The sequence below is a fragment of the Streptomyces sp. KMM 9044 genome, from assembly GCF_024701375.2.
In the GTDB taxonomy this organism is placed as follows: domain Bacteria; phylum Actinomycetota; class Actinomycetes; order Streptomycetales; family Streptomycetaceae; genus Streptomyces.
This window is the reverse complement of sequence record NZ_CP113910.1, coordinates 3,462,831-3,485,259: the sequence shown is the minus strand read 5'-3', so window position 1 is coordinate 3,485,259 and position 22,429 is coordinate 3,462,831. Positions and strand designations below refer to the sequence as shown.

The window sequence follows — 22,429 nt, the reverse complement described above, 5'->3', positions numbered from 1 at the left end:
TCTCTCAGGTCGGAGGTTCGGACACGAAGCGACAACGGGTGGGCCGGGGGCAACGGTTCAACGAGTGAAGCGCCCCGGCGGGTCACGGCACGGCGGCCGCGCCTCCCCCAAGGACGCGGCCGCCCTGTGCCGGGCCGGTACGGAGCGGTGCGGCTACTTGCGCTTCCGGCGTTCGGGCTTCTTGCCCTGAGCCTTACTCGACAGCGGCTCCACCGGTGCCCTGCTGGTTTTCGTGGAGCTGCTGGGCGGGTTGAAGTTCCCGGCCGGAGCGTTGTTGGCCGAGGCCGGCAGGGACGACGTGGAGGACGGGGGCGGCGAGGCAGGGTTGTACCCGGGCGGGTACTGGCCCGGCTGGTTACCGAGAGGCGGGTTGCGGTGTATTCCGTACATCTCGTAACCGGGGTCCTGCGCCACCCGTCCGGGATCGGTGTGGGCGTGGTGCATGATGTCGGCCATGGTCGCGCCGCCGGCCACCCAGGAGCCCGCTCCGCCGACCATCTTGGTGGTGTCGGACTCCTGGTCGCCCACAGCCGCGTACGTGTTCAGAGCCGTGGATGCCAGCCGGCCGAGGCTCGTGCTGACCTGGACCCCGTCGACGTGGCCGCCCGAGCGGTGCTGCTGGTACTGGCCGTAGAGCTCATGGCCGGCCACCAAGCCCTGGGCGGCGATGCCGACGCCGTTGATGATCGTTCCCGCTCTGCCGGGGGCAAAGGTGGAGGCGCCCTGGATGAGGGTCGGGGCGACGTCGACCAGGGCCTTCGCGATGCGGGACCTGTTATCCGCGACCCACTGCGCCGCACTATTGCTCCACCGCGCGACCTGGCTGCCCTGCGGGTTGTCCGTGTTGACCGCGTAGAACTGCTGGTTGGTTCGGTCGTACACGCCGGTTCCGGCCCCGGCGAACAGCGGAGGCGCGTTGTCCGGGGCAGGCTTGCTGGAGACCTCGGCCCATGTCCCCCTTCTGTCCTGACTGATTCTGACGGACACGTAGGAACTGGCGTTGGAATTGGCGCTGTCGTCCGAGTGGGTGGATCCTGCCATGTCACCCTTCCTTCCGGGAGGTGATCGCTCCGCACGGAGCCTGTGACGGTGCCGGGTCCGGCTCCGCCGACCGGATGCTTACTCCGCTCTGCAACCACAACGCGGCTGCCGAGGCAGACGGTTCATCACCTTCCGCCCGCACGTACCACCTGCCGGAGCGGTACCCCGCACGGCTCCGTCAGGACCACGGGGACGGCGGCGGCGGAGGGGGCGGCGGCCCGAAGGGGTCCATCGCCTCGACGACGGGTTTCTCCTTCGGGCGGTGCATGCCGGGCTTGCAGCCCGCGAACGGTCCCTGCGGGTCCCGAAGGGTGACCATGACCGACGACATGTAGTCGCGGTGCCAGATGGCGGGTCCGGTCATGTCGGAACCGGGGCCGGTGAGATCCCCCCAGGCGAGCCACAGACCGTGCAACTGGGCCACGGCCTCGGGGTGTTCCCACCACACGGAGCACCAGGGGGACTGGGAGGTGACCTCCCTGCCGTAGACCGGCAGCAGCACGTGGTGCGTCCACAGGGTCAGCTGGCGCAGCGTCTGCGCGTACGCGGGTCCGTCCAGGTAGAGGATGAAGCGGGGCGGGGCGGAGGGCTTCTCGCCGGGGGCCGGGGTCGCCGGACCGCTGCCGGCCCCCTGGGACGGCGCGGCGTCGGGTCGCCCGGCTGCGGAGACCTCGGAGTGGGTCGACTGGGTGGTGGACATGGCGCCCTTCTGGTGGTGCGTGGTGTGGCGGCTGGGAGATCGGTGCTCGGTGCCGGGGCGGCGGCCGGTGCGCGTTCCACGTGCTGTCCCCGGACGGGAGGTTCACGCGTCGGGCCGCACCACCCCGAGGATCTCCAGCGACCCGGCCGGCGCCACCGTCACCGAGCGCCCCGGGCGCGGGGCGTGGATCATCCGGCCGTCGCCGATGTAGAGGGAGACGTGGGTGGCGTCGGCGTTGTAGATGATCAGGTCACCGGGGCGCATGTCCGCGACCGGGACGCGGTGGAGCAGGCGCCACTGCTCCTGCGAGGTGCGCGGGATGGCCACGCCCGCCGCCAGCCATGCCTGCGAGGTGAGGCCGGAGCAGTCGTAGGAGTCGGGGCCCTCGGCGCCCCAGACGTAGGGCTTGCCGAGCTCACGGGTGGCGAAGGCGACGGCCTTGCTGCCCGCGCTGCTGCCCTCGGTGCCAGCAGTGTCGAGGACGCCCGACTCCACCCACTTCGCCTGGGCCTCGTCGGCGGTCTCCCTTTCGAGCGCGGCCAGTTCACGGCGCTGCTCCTCCGCCAGCCGCGACTCCACCTTCTGTGCCTCGTCGATGCGGGCCTGGATCGTTGTGCGGTGGGAGTCCATGGATCTGCGGTTCTTGCGCAGCCGCTTCAGTTCGTCGTCCGCGTCGTCGCTGCGCGTGCGCAGCTCCTCCTGGGTCTTGGCCAGGGTCGTCATCACACGGTTCGTTCCCCGGTGCGCCTGGCGGGCCAGGGAGGCGTTGTCCAGGGCACGTTCGTGGTTGTCGGCGAGGACGAACTGAACCTCGGCGGGGACACCGCCACCGCGGTACTGGGTGCGGGCCGCCACCCCGGCCAGTTCGGTGAGGCGGGTCAGTTTCTTTTCCGTCGACATCACTTGGGCCTTGAGCGTGCTGACGCGCTTCTTCTGCCGGGTCACCTCGCCGTCGACGGCGTTGTACTTCTCCGTGGCGACCTCGGCGTCGTGGTAGAGGCGGTCGAGTTCGGCACGCACCTCGGGGAGGGTCGCCGGCTCGGCACTGGCGGGCTGGTGGAGCGCCGCCGTCAGAGCGAGAGCCGTCGTGACCACGGCCACCGTCCGGTGGCCGTGTGCGCGCGGGGTCCGTCTCATGTGGGCTGTGGCTCCCTTCGTAGGCGCCGCATGGGCAGGGATGCGGGGATGCGGGGATGCAGGAATGCGGGGATGCGGGGATGCGGGGATGCGGGGGGGTGTCATGGGTCGCCCACACAACGGGGCCGGTCCGTCCGGAGGTTCAAAGCGGGCGGAACGCGACCGGATGAACCGGGGCGACCTCGCCGGCCGTTGTGCGCGCAGGGCACCGGACGGCAGGACCTGGGCGAAGGGATGGGTATGAACGCGCAGTTGGTGCTTCTCGCGTTGTGTACGGGGCTCGGCCTCGGCTTTCTGCTGGCCGCGGTCCGGGCAGCGGCGACGGCCGCGGCCCTGTGGGCGCGCGGCCGGCGGGTGATGGGGTGGGTGACGCCGAGGAAGGCGGCCGACCGGCGGCGTGGCGGGCTCGTCATGTTCTCCGACCACCTCGGCAGAGACCTCGTCCTCGATCCGGGACGGTGCGGGCCGTTCTACGGAGTGCCCCCGGTCGGCGACAACGTGCCGGTCGTGTACGTACGGGAGCGTCCCACACAGGCCAGGCTGTGGACGTCCAGACATCTGCTGGCGCCGTCGTTCGGGTGGTTCCTGTCCGCCCCCCTGGCGTTCGGCGCCGGGGCCGTGATGGCTGGGTGAGGCCGGCCGGGCCCCCACCCGACCGCCCCCGGCGCGTCGGCGAACTCGACGTGCTGCGCGGGTTCGCCCTGTTCGGCATCCTGGTGGTCAACGCCCAGTTGATGGCGGGCCCGTACACGGCCTTCGGCGGCGGGCCCGGCGCCTCGGCACTGGACCGGGGTGCCGCGTGGGCGGTGACCGCGCTGGTCACGGCCAAGTTCTACGTCCTGTTCTCCTTCCTCTTCGGCTACGGCTTCGTCCTCCAGTCCCGGTCCGCCCGGCGGGCGGGCGTCGCCTTCGCCCCGCGCCATCTGCGGCGCGCCGCGGGCCTGTTCGTCCTGGGGGCCGCGCACGCCGTCCTCCTGTATCCCGGCGACATCCTGACCACGTACGCCGTCATCGCGCTGGTGCTGTACGGGCTGCGCGGCATCTCCGCACGGGCCGCGCTGTACCTCGCTGCCGGCCTGCTGGTGGTGCTGTCGGCGCTGCTGCTCGGGTACGGGCTGCTGACCGTCGCGCTGACCGAGCCGGTCACCGCCGTCGAGTACGCGCCCCGCGTCGCCGACACCGTCGCCGCGTACCGGGGCGACGCCGGATCGGTGCTGGAGGCGCGTCTGCGCGAACTGCCGGCGGTGATCGCCACGGATCTGCTGTACGCGCCGGCCATGCTGGCCGCCGCCCTGGCAGGGCTCGCGGCGGCGAAGTCCCGGCTGGCCGAGCGGCGCGGCCGGGACCGGGTGTGGCTGCGGCGGGCCGTCGTACGCCTGCTGCCGCCCGGCCTCGCCGGCGGTGTGGCCGCCGCCTGCTGCGCGAGCGGGCCACTGGACAACCGCTGGTTCCTGGTCGGGCAGGCGGTGACGGTGCTGACCGCGCCGGCGCTCACGGCGTCGTACGCCTGCGGCCTGCTCCTGCTGCTCCTGCGGCGCGAGGCCCGCGTCCCGGCGGCGGCCGGTGTGCTCGCCGCCGCCGGACGCATGGCACTCAGCCACTACCTCACCCAGTCGCTCGTCCTCGCCTGCGTGTTCACCGGGTACGGGCTAGGACTGTACGACCGGGCCGGCACGGTCGCCGTCCTCGCGGGGTGCGTACTGCTCTACGCCGTCCAGCTCGCCGTCAGCGTGCGGCTGATGGACCGGGTGCGGTACGGGCCGGCCGAGCTGGTCCTGCGTACGATCGCACTGGGCCGCCGGCCCGGCACCTCCCCGCACCGGGTCAGTGCGCCGGCTTGGACAGCGTCACCCCCGGCGCCCTCTGCGCGCCCGGAGCCCTCTGAGGGCCCGGCAGCCCCGCTGCCTCCGTCCCGCTGGCCCGGCACCTCCCCGCACCGGGTCAGTGCGCCGGCTTGGACAGCGTCACCCCCGGCGCCCTCTGCGCGCCCGGAGCCCTCTGAGGGCCCGGCAGCCCCGCTGCCTCCGTCCCGCTGGCCCGGCACCTCCCCGCACCGGGTCAGTGCGCCGGCTTGGACAGCGTCACCCCCGGCGCCCTCTGCGCGCCCGGAGCCCTCTGAGGGCCCGGCAGCCCCGCTGCCTCCGTCCCGCTGACCCGGCACCTCCCCGCACCGGGTCAGTACACCGGCTTGGACAGCGTCACCCCCGACGCGCCCGGCAGCCCCGGCGCCTCCGTCCCGCCCGGAACATCCCCCAGCCCCGGCAGGAGACGGCGCGCGGCACGCTCCGTGATGGCCGCCGTCTCCGCCTTCGCGGCCGCCGAGATCGCCGCGGCGCCGGGCTCCTTGTACCAGGGGCGCAGCCGGATCAGCGCCGGCTTGACGCCGGTGGCGAGGAGCAGCGCCGTGCCCTTGGGGAGGGCGCGGATGCGGTCCGGCGGCAGGATGGACTCCTGGCGGTAGGAGTAGGACCGCGACGTGCCCTCCTTGCCACGGGAGATGCTGGGGGTGCGCACGTCGTGCTGGCCGACGAGCGTGGAGATCTTCTGCACGAAGTCGGCGTCGTCCAGACCCGCGCCGAGGAGCTTGATCGTCGCCGCGCTCCACAGCGCGTCCATGCCGACCTCGCCCCACACCCGGGCGCCCTGCCGGTAGCTCTGCAGCAGCGTGACGACGTTGATGCCGCGTGAGCCGAAGTGCGAGTACAGGTCGGGCAGATCGGAGATGCGGCACACGTTGGCGGCCTCGTCGAGGACCGCCGTCAGCGGCGGGTCGAGCCGGCCGCCCATGCGCTCGGCGGCGACCACGCCCGCCCGCAGCGTCGCGTCGGCGAGCCCCGCGATGACGCCGGCGGCGGAGCCACCGCCGTCCTTGGAGAGCAGGTAGAGCGTGTCCTGACCGAGGACGTGCAGGTCGGGACGGAACTCGGGCAGCTCCGGGTCGGGCGAGACCCAGGCGAGGATCTCCGGGTCGAGCAGGCAGGACACGGTCTGGCGGGCGGTCTCGTAGATGCTGTCCCGGGTCTCCACCGCACCGCGCACGGTGCCCTGCAGCTGCTCGGCCATCGCGACGAGGCCGGCGTCGCGGAGCAGGTCGACCGGGGTGCGGTCGGCGGGGTCGGCGAGCCAGCCGAGCAGTTCGTGGATCGGGGTGCGGCTGCGGGCGGCGGCCAGGAAGAGGGCGGTGAGGGTGTTCTGGGCGGCCGAGATCCAGAAGTCCTTCTTCGCCGTGTCGTCGTTGACGGACGCCACGAAGTGACCGGCCATGCGGCGGGCGCTCTCGATGGTGTGGCACTCGCCGAGCAGGTTCCACCACATGGCGCGCGGGGTGTGCGCGATGCCCTGCGGGTCGAACGTCCAGACCGTGCCCGCCTTCTCGCGCTCGGCGCGGGTGACGGCGTACACGTCGGACTTGTTGGAGGTCAGCAGGACGGCGCCCTGGGCGCGCAGCACCCGGGGGACGGCGATGCCGGTGGACTTGCCGGCCCGCGGCGCCATCAGGTCCAGCTCCACGTCCTCGTAACTGCTGCGCAGCTCGGGACCGTTGGGGCTGAGGTCGCCGAGGAGGTTGCCGGTCTCGTCCGGGTGCAGCCGGTCGCGGCCGTTCAGGGTGGGGCGCAGCTCGCGGGCGCGGGCCTCGATGCCCTTGGGGCACATGGCGGCGAGTTCGCGGCGCCCGGCCAGGCCCTTGGTGCGGCCGGACCGGCCCAGGGCGAGGCGTACGACGAGGGCGACGGGCAGCGCGAGGAGCGTCAGCAGGCCGAGCATGCCCGCGTAGAGGGCGGCGGCCGGGGCCCCGGGCCACAGGCCGGCGGGTCCGTCGGAGACCAGCTGCGACACGGTGGACATGGCGAACGGAGGGCTGTCCCAGCCGTTGCCGGACAGCCCGGACCCGAGGGTCCCGCCGCACCAGGCGACGGTGAACATGGTCAGGCCGGTACCGGCGACCGCCACGATCGCCCACGGCAGCTGGTCGTGCAGGGAACCGGTGCCCGGAGCACTCATGCGGGCCACCCCCCGGTGCCCGGACCGCCGGGGCCGCCCGGCGTCGCGTACGCCCCCTCCTGCGCGGCCCGTGCCACCTGCGCGGCGGTGTGGGAGAGCTCCTGCTCGACCGCCCGCTCGACCCGCTCCTCGTTCGGCGTCCACCGGGTGTTGGTGTTGTGCAGCCGGCGTTCGGCGTCGGTGATGGCGACCTTGATGGGGATGCCGGGGCGTCCGCCGACCTTGATGAGGAAGCGGCCCCGGCCGGGCGGCTCCCCATGGTCGCCGGAGACACCCCAGCCGGGCGGCGAGGACCAGGAGGAGACGAGTTCGATCTCACGCCGGGACAGGCCCACCACCTTGCCGAGGTCCTCCATCTCCGCCTTCGGCAGCCCCGCGCACACCACCATCCCGGCCCGCTCGACGAAGCCGCGCGCCTTGGCCCGGTCGGCGTCGCTGCTGAGCGCCTCGGCGTCCTTGAGCGTGTGGGTGATCTTGGCGTCGCCGAGGCCGAGGGAACGGTTGAGGCGGGTCAGGGCATCGATGCGGTCGACGATGCCGGAGGCGGCCCGCAGCGGGCGCCACAGCTCGTCGAGCACGGTGAAGAACCAGCGCCGGGGCTCGAGCCCGGAGTCCGCGAGAGCGTGCGAGGCTGCCACCGTGCCGAGCCCGTCGGACCAGGCGGCGAGCATCGCGGCGGCGGTCAGCTGGGTGTCGGCCTCACCGATGCCGGAGATGTCGATGCACACCGCCGGAGCGTCCGGGTTGATGCGGGTGGACGTCTCGGAGGCGAAGGTGTCGCCGAGCGGGCCGTCGAGAATGCCGAGCAGGGAGCGGTGCAGCGGGTCGACGGCGTCCCGGTAGCGGGCGTCGTCCCCCCGGTCGAGGGTGACCGCGCGCACCCGGTCGGGGCCCTCGGTGAGCACCCGGAGCACGTCCGGCAGCAGCACGGTCCGGCCGGGCGGGGTGCGTTCGCGCAGGTGGTGCAGGACGGCGGAGAGCACCGACTGCTCGTGGTCGTCCATCGGCCGGCCGCGCACGATGGTGATGAGCGCGGCCACCATGTTCAGCACCCGGCCGTGCGTCTCGGCCTTCAGCACCTCGCCCGCCTCGCCGCCGATCCTGGCCGCCGCCGCGCCCATGGCGCCCGGGTCGAGGACGTTGATGCCGCCCCGGCCGCGGCCGATGGAGATCACCTGGCCGCCGAGGGCACGGACCGTGTCGGCGTAGTCGGGCTTGAGGTCGCCGAGGACCAGCGGGACGACACCGGTGGCGGAGAGCCCGATCAGCATGCGGTTGACGAGCGTGGACTTGCCCAGACCCGGCATGCCGAGCATGAACAGCGACGGGTTGGAGATGTACCGGGCCCGGGTGAACCAGTTCAGCGGGTCGCCGCAGACCGTGGCCCCGGTGAACAGGTGCTGCCCCAGCGGTACGCCCGTCATGGGTGAGCCGGAACCGGCCGCGAACGGCCACATGCCGCACGCCTGCACGGTGGTGGCCCGCCACATGGTCGGCGGATCCAGGTAGCCGACCCGCCCGCCCCCGGCCCCGTACCAGCCGCGTGGCGGCACGTACGGCTCGCGGGGGCGGGAAGCGGCCGTCTTCCCGCCCCCGCCCTGCCTGCCGCCGCCCTCGCCGAGCCCGGCCTTCTCCCGCTTCTCCCGTTCCTTGCGCTCCGTACGGCTCACGCGGCCCTTGCGCCCGGCCTTCTCCGGCCGTGGGGACCCCGCTCCGGGACGCCTCGCCTCCAGCTCCGCGCGTGCCCGCTGCTCCGCCAGCCGGTCGGCCAGCTCGGCCTTCTTCTCGTCGCGGCGGCTCACAGCGCCTCCTGCAGTTCGTGCGGGATCAGGGTCTGCTCCCACGGGAGGATCCCGGCGGGCAGCGTGCAGCTGAACGCTGCCGCCTGCATCCGGTCCGCGGGCCGCATCAGCACCCGGGAGGCCGCGGTCAGGTTGCGCACCGTGACGCTCGCGTCGGCCAGTTGGTCCATGGTGTCGACGGTGACGGTCAGCATCAGCGAGAACTCCACGAGCCCCGCGCCCGACGCCTCCTCGGTAGCGGTCTGCTCCGCCGCCCGTATCTCGGAGGCCGCGCGGGCCTGCACCATGCCCCGGCCGGACGTCGCCATGAACTGGGCGCTGCGCCGGTCCGCCTCGACGATCCGGGCCGAGGTGGCCGGGTCGATCGGCCGGTACACCAGCGCGACCCGCTTGCGCCGCGTGCCGGGCGCCGCCTCCAGCATGCCCCGGAGCACCGAGGACCGTACGGTGCCGCGTGGTGCCAGCGTCATCAGCCAGGTCCGGGACACCCCCGAGTCGTGCTGGTAGCTGCCCACGGTCTCGACGGCGGCGGCCGGCCCGGCGTCGTCCCACTCCAGGCCCGTACCGCCCTGCTGGGCGCGGGCGTTGAGGACGTCGGCGGAGACGGCAGGGTCGTAGGCGACCCGCACGACCTCCGCGATCCGCTCCGCCGACAGCGGGTACGCGGCCCCGCCGCCGGCCGCGACCAGACCGCTGAGCAGGCCCGGGATGCGGATGGCGAGGTCGGTGATCACGTCCTCCTTCTTCCGCTTCTGGCCCGCGGGGACGCCGTAGGTGAGGCTGACGTACGTGTGCATCTCGGAGGACGCGGTGGGGTAGCGCTCGACGACCTCCTCCATCACGGCACGGGCGGCGGCCGGCGCGTCCGGCCGGATGCGGGGCAGCACCTCGTGGGCGAGCCGGGTGCCCGGGTCGGGGGCGGTCTCCACGATCACGGACGCGCCGCGCAGCCCGGGTTCGTGGGACAGGCGGGCCAGCCACTCGCCCCACAGGGCGACCCACACGTCGACCTGGTCCGGATCGACGAGGGAACCGCCGTCGGGGTCGCAGCCCAGGACGATCGTGTACAGGTTGCGGTTCGGGTGGTGCAGCACGCCGAAGGGACGGTCGTAGGCGTCCCGGCCCTCGGTCGCGGAGACCTTGTTGAGCAGCCCCGGCGGGCGGAACCGGCCGCCCGGCCGGGCGGACAGCGGCCCGGAGACGTACAGGTGCGCGCCCCTGGCCCTGCGTCGCCGCCAGCCGATGCGCAGGGCGATCAGCTGGTAGACGTTGCGGCCGTCCTGGGTGCGGATGGCGAGCGGGACCAGGAACACCGCGATGGGGACGAACACGACCATCGCCGCGTACAGCGAGATCAGGGACGCGAGCAGGGTGAGGACGAGCCCGCCGAAGACACCGAAGGTGCCGACGAGTCCGAGCGGACCGAGTCCCGGACGCCTTGGACGGCGCCAGTTCCCGTAGGTCGGATGGGTGACGGCTTCCGTGGACATGAGGGTCCGTTTTCCCTTCGTTCAGTGATCGGGTGACGGGGGCGGGGGCGGGGGTGGCGCGAGGGGGCGGGGGAGGAAAGCGGCCGCCGGACTCCATCGGGGGGACGTGGAGTTCGGCGGCCGTTCAGGAGGCGGTGCGCCGGGTGCCCGTCCGGGCCGCCGGGGTCAGCGGTTGTGCCCCTGGTCGCCGTCGGCGCCCTCGAGGGAGCCGGAGGCGGTACGGCCGGCGACCTGCGCCGCCGTCACCGCCGCCCCGACGGCGACACCGACCGGGCCTCCCGCCGCCGCGGCGGCCCGGCCCGCGCCGGCGGCCGCTCCACCGCCGGCTCCTCCGCCGCCGGCGCCGGCTCCCGCCCCGGCACCCTGGGCTCCCGGCCGGCCCGCGCCGCCGTCGGCGCCGCCGAAACCGGAGGAGCCGGACATGCCGCCGGAACCGGAGGAGCCCTGCGAACCGCCCGAGCCGCCCGAACCCGACGCCCCCGACGCGCCGCGCGGACCGCTCTGCCCGCCGGCGCCACCGCTGCCGCTGCCGCCCCCGCTGCTGCCGCCGAGCGAACGGGCGCCGGACGCCAGGGAGCCGCCCGCCGACGCCATCGCCCCGGACATCGCGGACGCCCCGCCGAGCGCGGCGGTGGCGGGGACGACGAGTTTCAGCAGGGCGGGCAGGGCGACGGCGGACAGCAGCATCACACCGATACCGGCGATGCGTTCGTTGATGTCGCTGCCGCCGTCCTGACCCGAGCTGATCATGGCCGAGCCCGCGTACAGCACCAGGCCGGCCGCCGGTTTGTACAACAGCCAGGCGATCATCCAGCCGAGGTGCTTGCGCCACCAGCCGCCGCCCCAGTTCGTCATGGAGGCGGCGGCGGCCAGCGGAAGGGTGCCCAGCAGCAGGATCATCACGCCGAGGCGGATGTAGAGCAGGATCGTGTGGATGATCCCGGCGATCAGCAGCAGGAAGGCGAGGATCAGCAGCAGGAAGGCCTCGATGCCGTTGCCGTCGGAGCAGGCGCCCACGGCGCTCAGCTGCTTCTCCGCGCCCGCGTTGAAGAGGTACGTGGAGTAGTCGTCGGAGAGGGTGGCGGCGGCCGTGACGACGGTGGTGGCGGCGCCCGAGACGAGGATGACCCGCATGATGCCCTTGAGCGCGGTCGTGCCGGCCTCCCCGCGCCGCTCGATGGCCATCCGGGCGGACGCGAACAGCAGCGAGCCGACCGCCAGATAGACCACGATCCACTGTGTCTGGCTGTTGATGTCCTGGGCCGTCGTGGTTCCCGAGAGGGTCGGGATGCTGGTGGTCAGCGCCCCGAACACCGCGATGGCGCCCGCGAGGACGGCGTTGGCGATGCCCTCGACGATGGTCCCGATGGGATCCCCGAGGAAGCTGAAGAACCCCACCGCGATGTCGACGATGGGATTACCGGTCGGGCACGCCATGTCAAACCCCCCAAAGGAGATGGCCGTTGGTTCCCTGGACTGCCTTCACCGGCGTGTGCAGGGCACCGTTGTCGGAGGGCTGGACCTTCCAGTCGCCGCCGCTCCAGCGCAGGGCGATGGAGGTCGTGGCGTAGCCCTGACTGGTCTTGAGCAGCAGTTCGACGGTCGCCGCCTCGCCGGAGTACGCGGGCACCGAGTATCCGGCGTAGGAGGCGACGGACGAACTGCCGGTCCCGGCACTCGCGCCGGAGCCGCCGGAGCCCGACCCGTCACCCGCCTCGGCGCCGGAGCCGGAGCCGGATTCGGCGTCGTCCTGGACCGTGGAACGTTTGAAGACGAACAGGTCCCGTCCCCGGCCGGACACGACCTGCTCCCGCGCGACGGTCCGCCAGTCGGGACCGCTCATCTGCGAGGGAATGATGTGGGCGGCCAGCACGGCCCCGGTCGGCGTGTGCGCGAAGCACCACCACAGGGGCCCCTGGGTCAGGGCCGGGCCGGCGGAGGCCGAGACGGGCACACGCGTGACGTCGAGGGTGTGCCAGTCGACGTCGTCGGGCGGAGCCGTGGGCAGGGCGTCGCCGTCGCTGTCGTCCGTACGGCACCCCTCGGGCCGGCCGTCCTTCATGGCCGGAGTGCCGGACAGCGGCCCCTCGGCCGCCGACGCGTTCCCGTTGTTCCCGTCGGTGTCCTGGTCGGCCGTCAGCGCGACGATCCCGCTCAGTACGACGACGACGGCGAGGAACCCCGCCGACACCTGCCAGCCGCGTTGCTTCCAGTACGGCCCCGACGGGTCCGACCGGTACCGGCGTGGCTCCCGGTACTCCCTACGTGTGAACATCCCGACCGTTCCCGTCCGCGGACTCAGTTGAAGACGAACTGGACCAGCGGACCCGCGGTGGCGACCAGGACACAGCCGCCGATCACCATGCCGAGGCGGCTCATGTGCTCCGAACCCTCACCGCGCTTGAGGGAGACGGCCATCATCGTGCCGGTGATCAGCACCCCGGCGACGCCGGCGGCGGTCCCGGCCCAGGCCGCTATACCGAGCACGGTGGTGACCTTGGTGGTCAACTCGCCGGGCGCGTTGCTCACCGGCTGGGGCACGCCGGCGGCGAGTACGGCGGTGGCTTCGAGGAACAGGGACATGGAGAGTCTCCGAGAGGTCGGTCGGCGCCACGGGACGAGCGGTGGACGCGAGATGTGAACGGGATGCTGCCCAGAGGACTGGGACAAGGGGTACCGAAGAGGTGCGCGATCCTCAGAAGAGGGACAGGTCCCCCAGGAACGAGACGAGCGGTCCGGCCGTGGTGGCGAGCAGGCAGCCGAGGACGACGTAGAAGCCCCCGCGGAAGTACGTGGCGCCCTCTCCCATTTCGCCGCGGCGCAACTGCAGCGCCATCTGCAGGCCGATGGCGATCATCCCGAAGACCCCCGCGGCCGAGACGCACCAGGAGAGGATGCCGAGAATGGTGTCCGCGTCGGAGGTCGGGGTGTAGCCGGCCAGCCGCTCCCCGAGGGGGAGGGCGAGGTGGCTGATGGAGGAGGTCATGAAACGGTTCTCTCGCCGTCGGTTCCGGGGCCCACCAGGTCGGCGAGCGCGCTGAGTTGTCGGGGCAGGTACGTGGGCTGACCGCCCACGCGCCAGGCCGGGATCCACGGCACCCGGTGCACGTGGGTGACCGAGCGGACGACCCGGATGCGGCGCAGCAGGCTGAGCGGGAGCCGTCCGGGGGCGTCGGCGACGAGGACGACACCCAGCAGGTCGATCCCCTGGGGGGCCTTTCCGTCCTTCAGCGCACCCAACGCCTGTGACACGGAACGCAGTCCACGTGCGCTGGTCCGGCCGACCAGCATGACCCGGCGCGGTTCGCCCCGCGCGGGCTCCGGCCAGCGGGCCCCCACGTCGACCCCGCCGAGAGCGTCGGCGAGCGAGGAGGCACCGGCTCCGCCGTGCGCCTTGACCCACCCGATCTCGTCCCGCGACTTCCCGCGCACGGGCGCCCGCCGTTTGGGCTCACCCCAGGAGGGCTCGCCGTCGGGGGCGGGGGCCCTCTTGCGGGGGGCGGGGGAGGAGGGGCGGGACGTCCGGGCCGGGGCGGCGGCAGGTGCGGGGGACGCCGGGGCGGGAGCCGGAACAGGTGCCGGGTGCACGGCCGTTCCCGCCGGTGCGTGTGGTCCCGGCTGAGGGCGTGGCCCCGGCGGGATGTGCTGTCCCGGCTGAGGGTGCTGACCCGGTGTCCCGGGCTGGACCGCCGTACCCGCACCGTACCCCGTCGCCGGTCCGGTACCCGGACTCCCCGGGCCCGCAGCCGCCCCGGGGACCGGAGCCTGACCCGCACCGGAGGCTCCGCCGTCCGTGGCGGGCGGTGCGGCGGCCGGGGCCGTCGGCCGTGCGGGTTTCGGCCCTCGTACCCACGACTGCGGGCCCGACGGCGTCGCCGGAGGAGTGCCCATGTGCGTCCCGCCCCCTTCTCCGCTCGTGCTTCGGCTGCTCTGGCTCATCTGATTTCCACGGGTTTGAACTTATTCGCGCCGGGGCCCGTTTGGATCTTTCGAGCCCGTCGACAGCACAACGGGCCGTTCGGCCGTCGCGGTTCAAGGCGAGAGGAAGAAGGCGGGCAGGCATGAGCGCGGGCACGGGAGAGAGCGGGGAGGGCGGAACCTCCACCGCCGTCAGGAACACCATCGCCGCAGGCACCGGCTGCGGCTGCCTGCTGTCGCCGCTCGCCCTGCTCGGTGCCCTGGTCGTCATCATCATCATCGGCGGGTTCGGGGTGCTGCTGGCCCCGCTCATCGCGCTGATCCTGCTGTTCTCGGGTGGTGGCGGCGACGGAGGATCCGCCAGTGAGGACGACGTGGACGAGGTGATCGCCATCTTCAACGGCGACGGCCTGGGCGAGCTGGACACCTCGACGGTGCCCGGGGACCTGGCGGAACCGATCGAGGAGGCCGGCGAACTGTGCGACGCGATCGGCCCGATCGTCATCGCCTCCCAGATCGAGAGGGAGTCCGGCTTCAACGAGACGCTCGTCGGCGAGAACGGTGAGGAGGGCATCTCGCAGCTGCCGCCCGAGATCTTCGACGAGTACGGCGAGGACGACGACGACAACGACGAGACCTCGGCGCTGGACGCGGAGGACTCGATCATGGCGCAGGGCCGTTACCTGTGCGATCTCGCCGAAGAGGCCCAGCAGATGATCGACGCGAACGAGGCCACCGGCAGCGTCCTGGACCTTGCTCTGGCCGGCTACCACGTGGGGACGGACGCCGTCCGCGCGGCCAAGGGGGTGCCGCAGACGAACGAGGCCCAGGGCTACGTCCTCGCCATCCGCGCCCAGTTCGCCAAGTACGAGGGCGTGGCCGCCCCGCCCGCCGGCTCCACCCCGGGCGTCACCCCGGGCATGGACCCGGACCCGACGGGCTCGCCCTCCGCTTCCCCGTCGCCTTCCCCGTCCACCACCCCCGCCGAATGAGAACAACGAGGAGGAGGACAGCAGCCATGGCCCACTTCGAGGTGCGGATCTCGGGCGAGGGGCTCGCCGAGATCAACGGAGAGCCTCTGGTGCCCGCGCCGGGCCAGTCCGTGCACGAGGCCGTACTGGACCGGTTGCAGCAGTACGCGGAGCAGCGCGCGGCGGCGGTCGGGGCGACGGTGAACGACGTTCCGGGCGAGTCCCACTTCGTCCTGGAGGTGTCCCCCGACGGCTCCAGCCGGGTCCTCGACCCGACGGACCCCGCGCACCGGGCCCCTGAGCCGCCGCCTTTCCCCGCTTCCACCTCTGTCTCCGCGCCTGCGCCTGCGCCTGTCTCTGCTTCCACTTCCGTCTCCGCGCCTGCGCCTGTCTCCGCCATAGCCCTGGCGGTCGCCCGGGCCCGAGCTGCCGCGACGGCACCCCCTGCCCCCGCCCCCGCCCCCGCTCCAGCCCCGGCACCGCCCCCTGCCCCGGCACCACCTCCTCCCCCTCCGTCCCGCTCACTCCCGACGGAGCTGGCGGAGCAGATCACGCGCATCAACGCGCTGGCGACCACGGGCCGGCTGGCGGAGGCGTCGGCCGAGGCGACCGCCCTGCGCGAGCGTCTGACGAGTTCGGCGGGCACGGAGCACCCGGACGCGCTGGAGGCACGGGCGATGGAGGCGTACCTGGCGCACCTGCGCGGGGACCACCGGGAGGCCACGGTGCTGGCCCTGTCGGCGGCCCGCATCCTGTGCGGGGCCGGTGACCCGCAGGCGCCGGCGGCGGTGGCGAGGGCGGCGGCTGCGTGGCAGCGACTGGAGGACGACAGGGCGGCGGAGATCCACGGGAACGAACTGCTGCACATGTGGAGCAGGCTGCACAGCAGTGGCTGCCTCTCCGCCGCGGACGAGCAGCTGGCCCACCAGGTCCGCACCCAGATGGAGGCCCTGTCGACCTACGTCTGACCTGGGAACCGACCCGCCGCCCCACCGCTCAGGCCCCCCGTCCCACGGGGTGGCCCTACAGGCGTTGAACGAGTCGTAAATCGAACGTCAAACGAACGTGGAACACCCCTAGGAACACTCCCTTCCCCGGAGGCACCGGTTCCCATCCCCACGACCGGGACCGGCCACCCCAAGGAGCAGGAGCACACCATGAACGTGACGGTGATCGGTTCGGCAAGCGCGGTGTCCACCGAGGAACGGGCCCTCAGGGACCTCTACCTGGAACACGGCCCCGCCCTCTACGCGTACGTGCTGCGCATGCTGGGCGGAGACACCCACCGCACGGAGGACGTCATCCAGGAGACGCTGCTGCGCTGCTGGAACAAGCAGAACCTGGCGGACAGCGAGGGGATGGCCGTCCGCCCCTGGATGTTCCGCGTCGCCCGGAACATCGTGATCGACGCACACCGTACGAAGATGGCCCGCCCGCTGGAGATAGGCGGCGCGACCTGGCTGACCGAACTGGGCGCGGAGGCCGACGACATCGAACGGATGCTGTCGTCCATCGTCCTGCACGACGCACTCCAGGCCCTGACCCCCGCGCACCGCGAGGTCCTGGAGGCCACCTTCTTCGCCGACCGCACCACCCAACAGGCGGCCGTCGCCCTCGGCGTCCCCCAGGGCACGGTGAAGTCCCGCGTCTACTACGCACTGCGCAGCCTGAAAACAGCACTGGAAGAACGCGGCATGCACACCAACCGTGCTGCTTGAACCCCCCCCAGTGACCGAACGGCCTGCGAACGGTACGTGGCCTCCTCGCCGTCCGGCTCAGGCATCGGTGAACGGCGGCACGACCCGGACCACCGCGATGAGTTTCGTCCGGGGCAGGGGAAGAGCGGAGAGCCACCCGTCGGCGGGCAACGGGATGCGGCGCAGACCGCCGGGCCCTCCGTGACTGGGCCCGCTCCCGATGTCGGTGACGTCTCCACCGGCTGTGGCGAGGGTGACCAGCTCGTCGGCCAGGCACTCGACTTCGCCGACGACATGCCGGGAAGCCCGAAGATCACGTGCTCGGCATCGGGGCCGTACTCCCAGCGCCGTTCCTTCCCGTCGCTCACGCGGTGCCCTGCCCGTTCTCGATGCCTGCCTCGGCACAGGCGGCATCGAGGAGGGAGCCGATCTCGGTGGCGAGGGCACAGGCCTCGGCGAGGTCGGCCGAGCCACGGTAATTGCCCTCCATCGTGAACCGGATCATGTCGAGCGACATGAGCGGGGGCAGGGCTGCGGCCCGTGACCGATCGGAGATCACCTTGCAGCGAGTGACGTTGATCGGTTCCTCGACGAGTTGGCCGTAGTCCGAACCCTCTGTGCAGGCGACTTCCGAGCCGTCCGGCAGAGTCAGAATTGTCAGCGAGCCGCCCGTTGCCTCGGGTCCGCCTTGATCAAACGGCAGGACCTGCACGGTGACGCGACGTTGTGCTGTCGCGTCGAGAGGTCGCGCCAGTTGCCTCCGCATCACGGTGTAGCCGCCGATCGGGCGTCTCGGTACTGCTTCATCCAGGATCACGTACAGCTCCGGACTGCCGGGTGGACTCAGCCTTTCCTGCCGTCCCATACGGGCTGGCACACGCTCTTCCAACTGCTCTTCGCCGTCCGACAGGGCGTCCAGACCGAGAACGGCATGTGCGTAGTCCTCGGTCTGCGACGAACCAGGCACCACAGAGGTCGGCGAGGTCGGTGATGGAGACCGTCCATTCGTCCGCGAGGGTCGGGAGAGCGCCCCGGTCCTGTCTCCTGGATCGCCTGAGCGCACGAATGGGCGCAGAATGCGGTAAACGGGCCCCGTACGTCGGCGTGGGCCGTTGAGGGGTGACTGGTGTGCTTGATGTCCCGCTTTGGCTGTGGCTGGCGTTCGCCGCGACCGTGGTGGTGTCGCTGGTGGTGGACCTGCTGGCCCATCGCACCGCGCACGTCATCGGCTTCAAGGAGGCCGGCGCCTGGAGCGCCCTGTGGGTGGGCCTCGCCCTGACCTTCGGTGTGGTCGTCTTCCTGGTTCTCGGTACGACGGCGGGCACGGAGTACACCACCGCGTGGCTCCTGGAGAAGAGCCTGTCGGTCGACAACCTCTTCGTCTTCGCCGTGATCTTCGCGTACTTCAAGGTGCCTCGCGCCTACCAGCACCGTGTGCTGTTCTTCGGTGTCATGGGCGCCCTGATCTTCCGCGGGATCTTCCTCACCCTCGGCGTCGCCGTGGTCAGCCGCTTCACCGTCGTGCTCTTCGCCTTCGCCGCCGTCCTCTTCTACAGCGCCTACAAGCTCCTCAAGGGCGAGGAGGAGAGCTTCGACCCGGGCAAAAGCTTCGCCGTACGGCTGCTCCGCAAGATCATGCCGGTCCGCGACGAGTACGCCGGCACGAAGTTCTTCGTCAAGGAAGCCGGCAAACGCGTGGCCACCCCGCTCCTGGCGGTGGTGGCCGCCATCGAGGCGGCCGACCTGATCTTCGCCGTGGACAGTGTTCCCGCCGTTCTCGCCGTCAGTGACGACGCCTTCATCGTCTACACCAGCAACGCGTTCGCCATTCTCGGTCTGCGGGCCCTCTACTTCCTGCTCTCAGGGCTCTTGGACCGGTTCCACTACCTGAGCAGGGGCCTCGCGATCATCCTCGCCTTCATCGGCGTCAAGCTCGTCCTCCAGGCGGCCCACAAGACGATCAGCACCAGCGTCCCCGAGATCCCCTCACCGGTCAGCCTCGCGGTCATCGTCGTCATCCTGGCCGGTTCCGTGGCCCTCAGCCTGCTCCGGCCCCCTCCGCCCCACCCGGTGCCCACCGTTCCGGACGCGGACGGGGACGAGGAGACGGCCTCGCCACCGGAGTCGGCCACCACCGGGAAACCCGGCCCGGACGCAGACGCACCCACCGAGAGGGACCGGGACGGGAAGGAGCCGCCTCGACCGGCAGGTTGATCCACGCCGGAGGATGCGTGCACGTTCCCTCGGCACGTCCACCCACGGCCTCCGCCGGAGCGGGATCCGGGCCGGCAGCAGACCGGGCCCTCGAGGACGAGGGCCCGGTGGGGCCGAGCGGGATCCGATGAGGTCCGATGAGGTCCGATGAGGTCCGGCGGGAGGGGGTGCGGCGCACTGTGCCGCAGGAGGAGGTCCCGGAACCGGCGTGGCGTCATCCGACCCTTGCCGCGGTCATCGGGCGTCGACGACCCCGGCGGCCCCCGCCTCGTCCGGCGCGGCCACGGCTGCGGCCACGGGTGTGGGCGTGGGCGCGGGGGCGAGTGTGGGTGTGGGGGTGGTGGGGCTCTTCGGTCCGCGCAGCGCGATGTGGACGAACAGCACGCCCATGACGGCGACCGCTTCCCCGAAGCACACGTCACCGCCGTCGACTCCTCGGCCGAACACCTTCACCGTCTGCGGGAGAGGGCGCGCGCCGGGGGAGTGCAGGAGCGCGTGCGCACCGTGCAGGCCGACCTCGACGCCGCCGGCTGGCCCCACCTCGGCACACCCGCTCTCGTAGGGGCCTCCGCCTCGATGCACCACATGGCCGACCCCGGCCACGCCCTGCGCGCCGTCCGCGACGTGCTCGCGCCCGGCGGTCTGTTCGCCGTCGTCGAGCTGGCCGGCCCCCTCGCTTCCTGCCCGAAAGCGCACCCGGGAACCGGCCCGGCCCGGCCCGGAGGACCGCTGCCACGCCGCGACCGGGCACTCCCACGCCGAACACGTGCCCCACCGCGGTGCCGACTGGGGGCCGATGCTCACCGCGGCCGGATTCACCCTCGAAGGTGAACGCACCCTCGCGGTGAACATCGAGGGCTCTCGCACCGAGGGCTCCCGCACCGAGGCGATCGGCCGCTACGCCCTGGCCCCCCTGCAACGCGTCCGCAGTGCCGCGGCCGAAGCGCTCTCCTCCGAGGACCTCACCGCTCTCGACCAGCTCCTCGACATCACCGGCCCCCACAGCATCCTGCGCCGCACCGACCTCATGGTCCGCACCGAACGCACCGTCTGGGCCGCCCGCCGCGCGAACTGAACCACGCCGAGCCTTCAGGAGCCGTCGCCGCGTACCGGGACCCCGAGGCCGTGTCCCTCAGGTTGTCGTCCGTCTCGGCGGTCGCCATGGCGACCGCCGAGACGGACGACTCGCCGTTCCCGGCCTCCGTGACTGTCCCCGCCCGGGTTCGGCCGTCATGGAGCATCGACCGACGGAACACGCGCAAGCGGGACGGACCGGTGCGGCGCGGCCGGGGGGCCGTCGAGAGGCGGTGGCGGGTGGTCGAGCGGAAGGCCGAGGAGCAGGAACCCGCAACCGGCGAGGTCGATGATCCGGGTCAGCGTCGTCGGCGGGTGGTGCAGCTGGAAGGTCCCACCGGCCACGGTGGTCTGCCGCGCGGCGTGGAGGAACGCGTTGAGTCCACTGCAGTCGCAGAAGGTGACGGAGGCGAGGTCGACGTCGATGGTGCGGATGCCGTCCCGCAGGCACCCTTCCAGGGACGTGCGCGCCAACGGCGCGGATTCGAGGTCTATCTCACCGGACAGGGTGATCAGCGCCCGCGTCCCCCGGTCGTGCCGGTGGACGTTCAGCCGCGGAAGGGTCATGACGCCTCGCTTCATGGGGTCGGCCGTTCCTCGCGCAGTCGATGGCACAGGGGTGGAAACCGGCTGTTCACCTGGGGTGAGTGGTACGGCGGCGGCGCGACGGGAAGCGGCCTCGACTCCCGTCGCGGGGGTCCCGTCGGTTGCCGCCGGCCGGCGACTCGGACCGGTCCGGTCCCCACGGGGACTGCGGTACGCCGCGGCCGTGACCGAGGCGGCCGGGCCGGGCGGTGCTGTACCGGTGCACGGCGATCCTGTCGGCGTGCTGGATGTTGAGCCGGTGGATCACGTACGCCCCCACCGCGACGAGGACCACGACGACGGAGACGGTCAGGAGGGCGTTCACGGCGGCCACCTCACATACCGATGATCAGACGACTGGCCCCACCGGGCGGACCAGTCCGTTCCGGAACGGCCGCGGGCGTCGCGGAGGCGCCGCCCTCGTCCTCCCACGACTCGTCAGGGTCCAATGACCCGTCGGTCGCGGGAACGCCGTGCCGGGCCTCCTCCGCGGCGATGAGCTCGCTCGCGGTCAGGGGCGGGCCGTCGTAGTCGGACGCGGCAGCCATCAGCCGGGCCGCCGACTCCGCTCCGGTCTCGGGCGGGACGACCAGCAGGTCCCAGCGTCCGGTGCGGTAGGAGAGCAGCAGCAGCTTGTGCGGGTCGATTTCCCGGGTGAACCAGCCGACCTTGACGAGGTGGCCGTGCACGGGAACCCTGCGGGGGACGACCGGCCAGTACGTCGGGTTGACGGCGATGCGGGTGATGCGGCCCCACAAGGGGTCCAACACGTCGGTCAGCGAGGGCAGTTCGCTCAGCAGGTCCCGGGAGCGGGGCCACCAGGCGCCGTCCAGGAGCCCACGGGACGTGCCGTCGGTCTTCAGGGTGAGGCGCGCGGCCGGGGCTGCGACGGGCTCGGGGTGCGGCAGGGTCGGGTACAAGGTCGCCGACATGATGCGGACCCGTCTCCGGGCCGCTTCTGCGGCGGCCCGGGTTTCATCGTTCGCCGAGAACGACCCGGCGTGGAAGCCGGTGCACGAAATACCCTCGGTACCGTCCACCCTACTCCGCGCTCCGCCGCAGCGCGGAGCAGCGGCCGCCAGGCCCGGGCCCGGACCTAGACGTGGAGCAGTCGTTGGATGATCTCCCGGTACTGCCTCAGTGCGAGCCTGAGTTCCTCGGGCTGTGTCCCGGGGTCCCCGTCCTGCCACTCCGCGCGCAGGACACGCCGCCGTTCTGCGAGGGCGTCCACGAGCTGGGCGGTGACTTCGTCGTAGGCGCTCTCGGCCTCTTCCAACGCCTCGCGGGGGGTGTCGGCGAAGGTGTTGAGGGCGTGCCGGAGTTGCTGGACGATCCTGTCCTGTCCGTCCGACGGCAGCAGCGGCTTCGGAGCCGGGCTGCGGCGCTCGGCGGGGCCCGAGGGTTGGTCCGCGGGCTGCTGGGCGCGAGTCTGGTCGTACATCATCGGATGCCGCTTCCGTCCTGCCCGAAGGCGTCCTTGGTCTTCTCGACGGCCTGTTCCAGGCTTCCGGAAACTCGGTCGATCCTGCCCCGGTGCCGCAGTCGCCCGTTGCGGGTGACCCGGCCGGGCTCTTCCGCGATCCCGCCCTTCGTCGTCTGCGCCCTGTTCCTGATGGCCCGTGAAACGGTCATGGCCGACCTCGAAGTCGTCCGGCAGGTGGGTTCCCGCGGAGTCCGGGCGAGGAGGAAAGGCGGAACGCCCCGCCGTGTGATCCGCGGTGGCACGACCCTGCACCGTGCTGCCAGTCAACGTCCGGCAACGGCCCGTGTCAACGAGGTGGCCACGCGATCCGTCCCG

22 protein-coding genes and 2 pseudogenes are annotated in these 22,429 nt (G+C 72.5%); 7 read left to right on the top strand and 17 right to left on the bottom strand.

Annotated features, from left to right (window positions below; all coding sequences use genetic code 11):
* Positions 1 to 153 precede the first annotated feature (153 nt).
* The 3 genes from HUV60_RS15635 to HUV60_RS15625 form a co-directional block, all read right to left on the bottom strand.
* Positions 154 to 1,041, bottom strand: a complete 888-nt coding sequence (locus HUV60_RS15635; protein WP_257850672.1) for a hypothetical protein — start codon at positions 1,039 to 1,041, stop codon at positions 154 to 156.
* 178 nt (positions 1,042 to 1,219) lie between these two features.
* Positions 1,220 to 1,741 (bottom strand): DUF4913 domain-containing protein, encoded by a 522-nt coding sequence (locus tag HUV60_RS15630; protein ID WP_443047306.1) that lies wholly within the window; start codon positions 1,739 to 1,741, stop codon positions 1,220 to 1,222.
* 102 nt (positions 1,742 to 1,843) lie between these two features.
* Entirely contained in the window at positions 1,844 to 2,878 is a 1,035-nt protein-coding gene (locus HUV60_RS15625; RefSeq protein ID WP_257850673.1) for a C40 family peptidase, read from the bottom strand.
* 240 nt (positions 2,879 to 3,118) lie between these two features.
* Between HUV60_RS15625 and HUV60_RS15620 the strand changes: the two genes are divergently transcribed.
* Together HUV60_RS15620 and HUV60_RS15615 are read left to right on the top strand one after the other, a co-directional pair.
* Positions 3,119 to 3,511, top strand: a complete 393-nt coding sequence (locus HUV60_RS15620) for a hypothetical protein (RefSeq protein ID WP_257850674.1) — start codon at positions 3,119 to 3,121, stop codon at positions 3,509 to 3,511.
* Positions 3,508 to 5,031 (top strand): DUF418 domain-containing protein, encoded by a 1,524-nt coding sequence (locus tag HUV60_RS15615; protein ID WP_257850675.1) that lies wholly within the window; start codon positions 3,508 to 3,510, stop codon positions 5,029 to 5,031. Before HUV60_RS15620 ends, HUV60_RS15615 begins: the two co-directional genes overlap by 4 nt.
* 22 nt (positions 5,032 to 5,053) lie before the next feature.
* Here HUV60_RS15615 and HUV60_RS15610 read toward each other — a convergent pair whose 3' ends face one another.
* The 8 genes from HUV60_RS15610 to HUV60_RS15575 form a co-directional block, all read right to left on the bottom strand.
* The gene (locus HUV60_RS15610; RefSeq protein WP_257850676.1) at positions 5,054 to 6,880 is read right to left on the bottom strand and encodes a type IV secretory system conjugative DNA transfer family protein; all 1,827 of its coding nucleotides are present in this window, start codon (positions 6,878 to 6,880) and stop codon (positions 5,054 to 5,056) included.
* Positions 6,877 to 8,433 carry an ATP/GTP-binding protein gene (locus tag HUV60_RS15605; protein WP_443047522.1) on the bottom strand — a complete coding sequence of 519 codons (1,557 nt, stop codon included), beginning with the start codon at positions 8,431 to 8,433 and terminating at the stop codon, positions 6,877 to 6,879. Before HUV60_RS15605 ends, HUV60_RS15610 begins: the two co-directional genes overlap by 4 nt.
* Positions 8,434 to 8,678: 245 nt before the next feature.
* Positions 8,679 to 10,172, bottom strand: a complete 1,494-nt coding sequence (locus tag HUV60_RS15600) for an SCO6880 family protein (RefSeq protein ID WP_257850678.1) — start codon at positions 10,170 to 10,172, stop codon at positions 8,679 to 8,681.
* Between the two features lie 165 nt (positions 10,173 to 10,337).
* Positions 10,338 to 11,609 (bottom strand): hypothetical protein, encoded by a 1,272-nt coding sequence (locus HUV60_RS15595; protein ID WP_257850679.1) that lies wholly within the window; start codon positions 11,607 to 11,609, stop codon positions 10,338 to 10,340.
* A 1-nt stretch (position 11,610) separates the two neighbouring features.
* The gene (locus tag HUV60_RS15590) at positions 11,611 to 12,447 is read right to left on the bottom strand and encodes a hypothetical protein (RefSeq protein WP_257850680.1); all 837 of its coding nucleotides are present in this window, start codon (positions 12,445 to 12,447) and stop codon (positions 11,611 to 11,613) included.
* Positions 12,448 to 12,470: 23 nt separating this feature from the next.
* On the bottom strand, positions 12,471 to 12,755 hold the full coding sequence (locus HUV60_RS15585; RefSeq protein WP_042163635.1) for a hypothetical protein: 285 nt from the start codon (positions 12,753 to 12,755) through the stop codon (positions 12,471 to 12,473).
* A 112-nt stretch (positions 12,756 to 12,867) separates the two neighbouring features.
* Positions 12,868 to 13,158, bottom strand: coding sequence for a hypothetical protein (locus tag HUV60_RS15580; RefSeq protein WP_257850681.1), 291 nt, complete (start codon positions 13,156 to 13,158; stop codon positions 12,868 to 12,870).
* Positions 13,155 to 13,760: a DUF6668 family protein gene (locus tag HUV60_RS15575; protein WP_257851800.1), complete on the bottom strand. Its 606-nt coding sequence runs from the start codon at positions 13,758 to 13,760 to the stop codon at positions 13,155 to 13,157. Before HUV60_RS15575 ends, HUV60_RS15580 begins: the two co-directional genes overlap by 4 nt.
* Before the next feature lie 473 nt (positions 13,761 to 14,233).
* Between HUV60_RS15575 and HUV60_RS15570 the strand changes: the two genes are divergently transcribed.
* The 3 genes from HUV60_RS15570 (at position 14,234) to HUV60_RS15560 (ending at position 16,779) form a co-directional block, all read left to right on the top strand.
* Entirely contained in the window at positions 14,234 to 15,082 is an 849-nt protein-coding gene (locus HUV60_RS15570) for a lytic transglycosylase domain-containing protein (protein ID WP_257850682.1), read from the top strand.
* 26 nt (positions 15,083 to 15,108) lie between these two features.
* Positions 15,109 to 16,029 (top strand): hypothetical protein, encoded by a 921-nt coding sequence (locus HUV60_RS15565; protein WP_257850683.1) that lies wholly within the window; start codon positions 15,109 to 15,111, stop codon positions 16,027 to 16,029.
* Between the two features lie 189 nt (positions 16,030 to 16,218).
* Entirely contained in the window at positions 16,219 to 16,779 is a 561-nt protein-coding gene (locus tag HUV60_RS15560) for a sigma-70 family RNA polymerase sigma factor (protein ID WP_257850684.1), read from the top strand.
* A 445-nt stretch (positions 16,780 to 17,224) separates the two neighbouring features.
* Here HUV60_RS15560 and HUV60_RS15550 read toward each other — a convergent pair.
* A pseudogene (locus HUV60_RS15550) lies at positions 17,225 to 17,728 on the bottom strand (DUF5753 domain-containing protein); the annotation flags it as partial.
* Between the two features lie 158 nt (positions 17,729 to 17,886).
* Here HUV60_RS15550 and HUV60_RS15545 point away from each other — a divergent pair.
* Positions 17,887 to 18,972: a TerC family protein gene (locus HUV60_RS15545; RefSeq protein WP_257850685.1), complete on the top strand. Its 1,086-nt coding sequence runs from the start codon at positions 17,887 to 17,889 to the stop codon at positions 18,970 to 18,972.
* Positions 18,973 to 19,293: 321 nt separating this feature from the next.
* Positions 19,294 to 20,047: pseudogene (locus tag HUV60_RS15540) on the top strand (class I SAM-dependent methyltransferase); the annotation flags it as partial.
* A 155-nt stretch (positions 20,048 to 20,202) separates the two neighbouring features.
* Here the strand turns inward: HUV60_RS15540 and HUV60_RS15535 are convergent.
* Genes HUV60_RS15535 through HUV60_RS15515 form a run of 5 tightly spaced genes read right to left on the bottom strand, consistent with a single transcriptional unit; the run spans position 20,203 to position 22,263 of the window.
* The gene (locus HUV60_RS15535) at positions 20,203 to 20,628 is read right to left on the bottom strand and encodes an STAS domain-containing protein (RefSeq protein ID WP_331461993.1); all 426 of its coding nucleotides are present in this window, start codon (positions 20,626 to 20,628) and stop codon (positions 20,203 to 20,205) included.
* A gap of 52 nt (positions 20,629 to 20,680) precedes the next feature.
* Positions 20,681 to 20,956: a hypothetical protein gene (locus HUV60_RS15530; protein WP_331461992.1), complete on the bottom strand. Its 276-nt coding sequence runs from the start codon at positions 20,954 to 20,956 to the stop codon at positions 20,681 to 20,683.
* Positions 20,957 to 20,966: 10 nt separating this feature from the next.
* The gene (locus HUV60_RS15525; RefSeq protein ID WP_257850687.1) at positions 20,967 to 21,671 is read right to left on the bottom strand and encodes a DUF5994 family protein; all 705 of its coding nucleotides are present in this window, start codon (positions 21,669 to 21,671) and stop codon (positions 20,967 to 20,969) included.
* A 56-nt stretch (positions 21,672 to 21,727) separates the two neighbouring features.
* Positions 21,728 to 22,075, bottom strand: coding sequence for a hypothetical protein (locus HUV60_RS15520; protein ID WP_042163682.1), 348 nt, complete (start codon positions 22,073 to 22,075; stop codon positions 21,728 to 21,730).
* Positions 22,072 to 22,263 carry a CsbD family protein gene (locus HUV60_RS15515; RefSeq protein ID WP_257850688.1) on the bottom strand — a complete coding sequence of 64 codons (192 nt, stop codon included), beginning with the start codon at positions 22,261 to 22,263 and terminating at the stop codon, positions 22,072 to 22,074. The genes HUV60_RS15520 and HUV60_RS15515 overlap by 4 nt, the downstream gene beginning before the upstream one ends.
* Between the last annotated feature and the right edge of the window lie 166 nt (positions 22,264 to 22,429).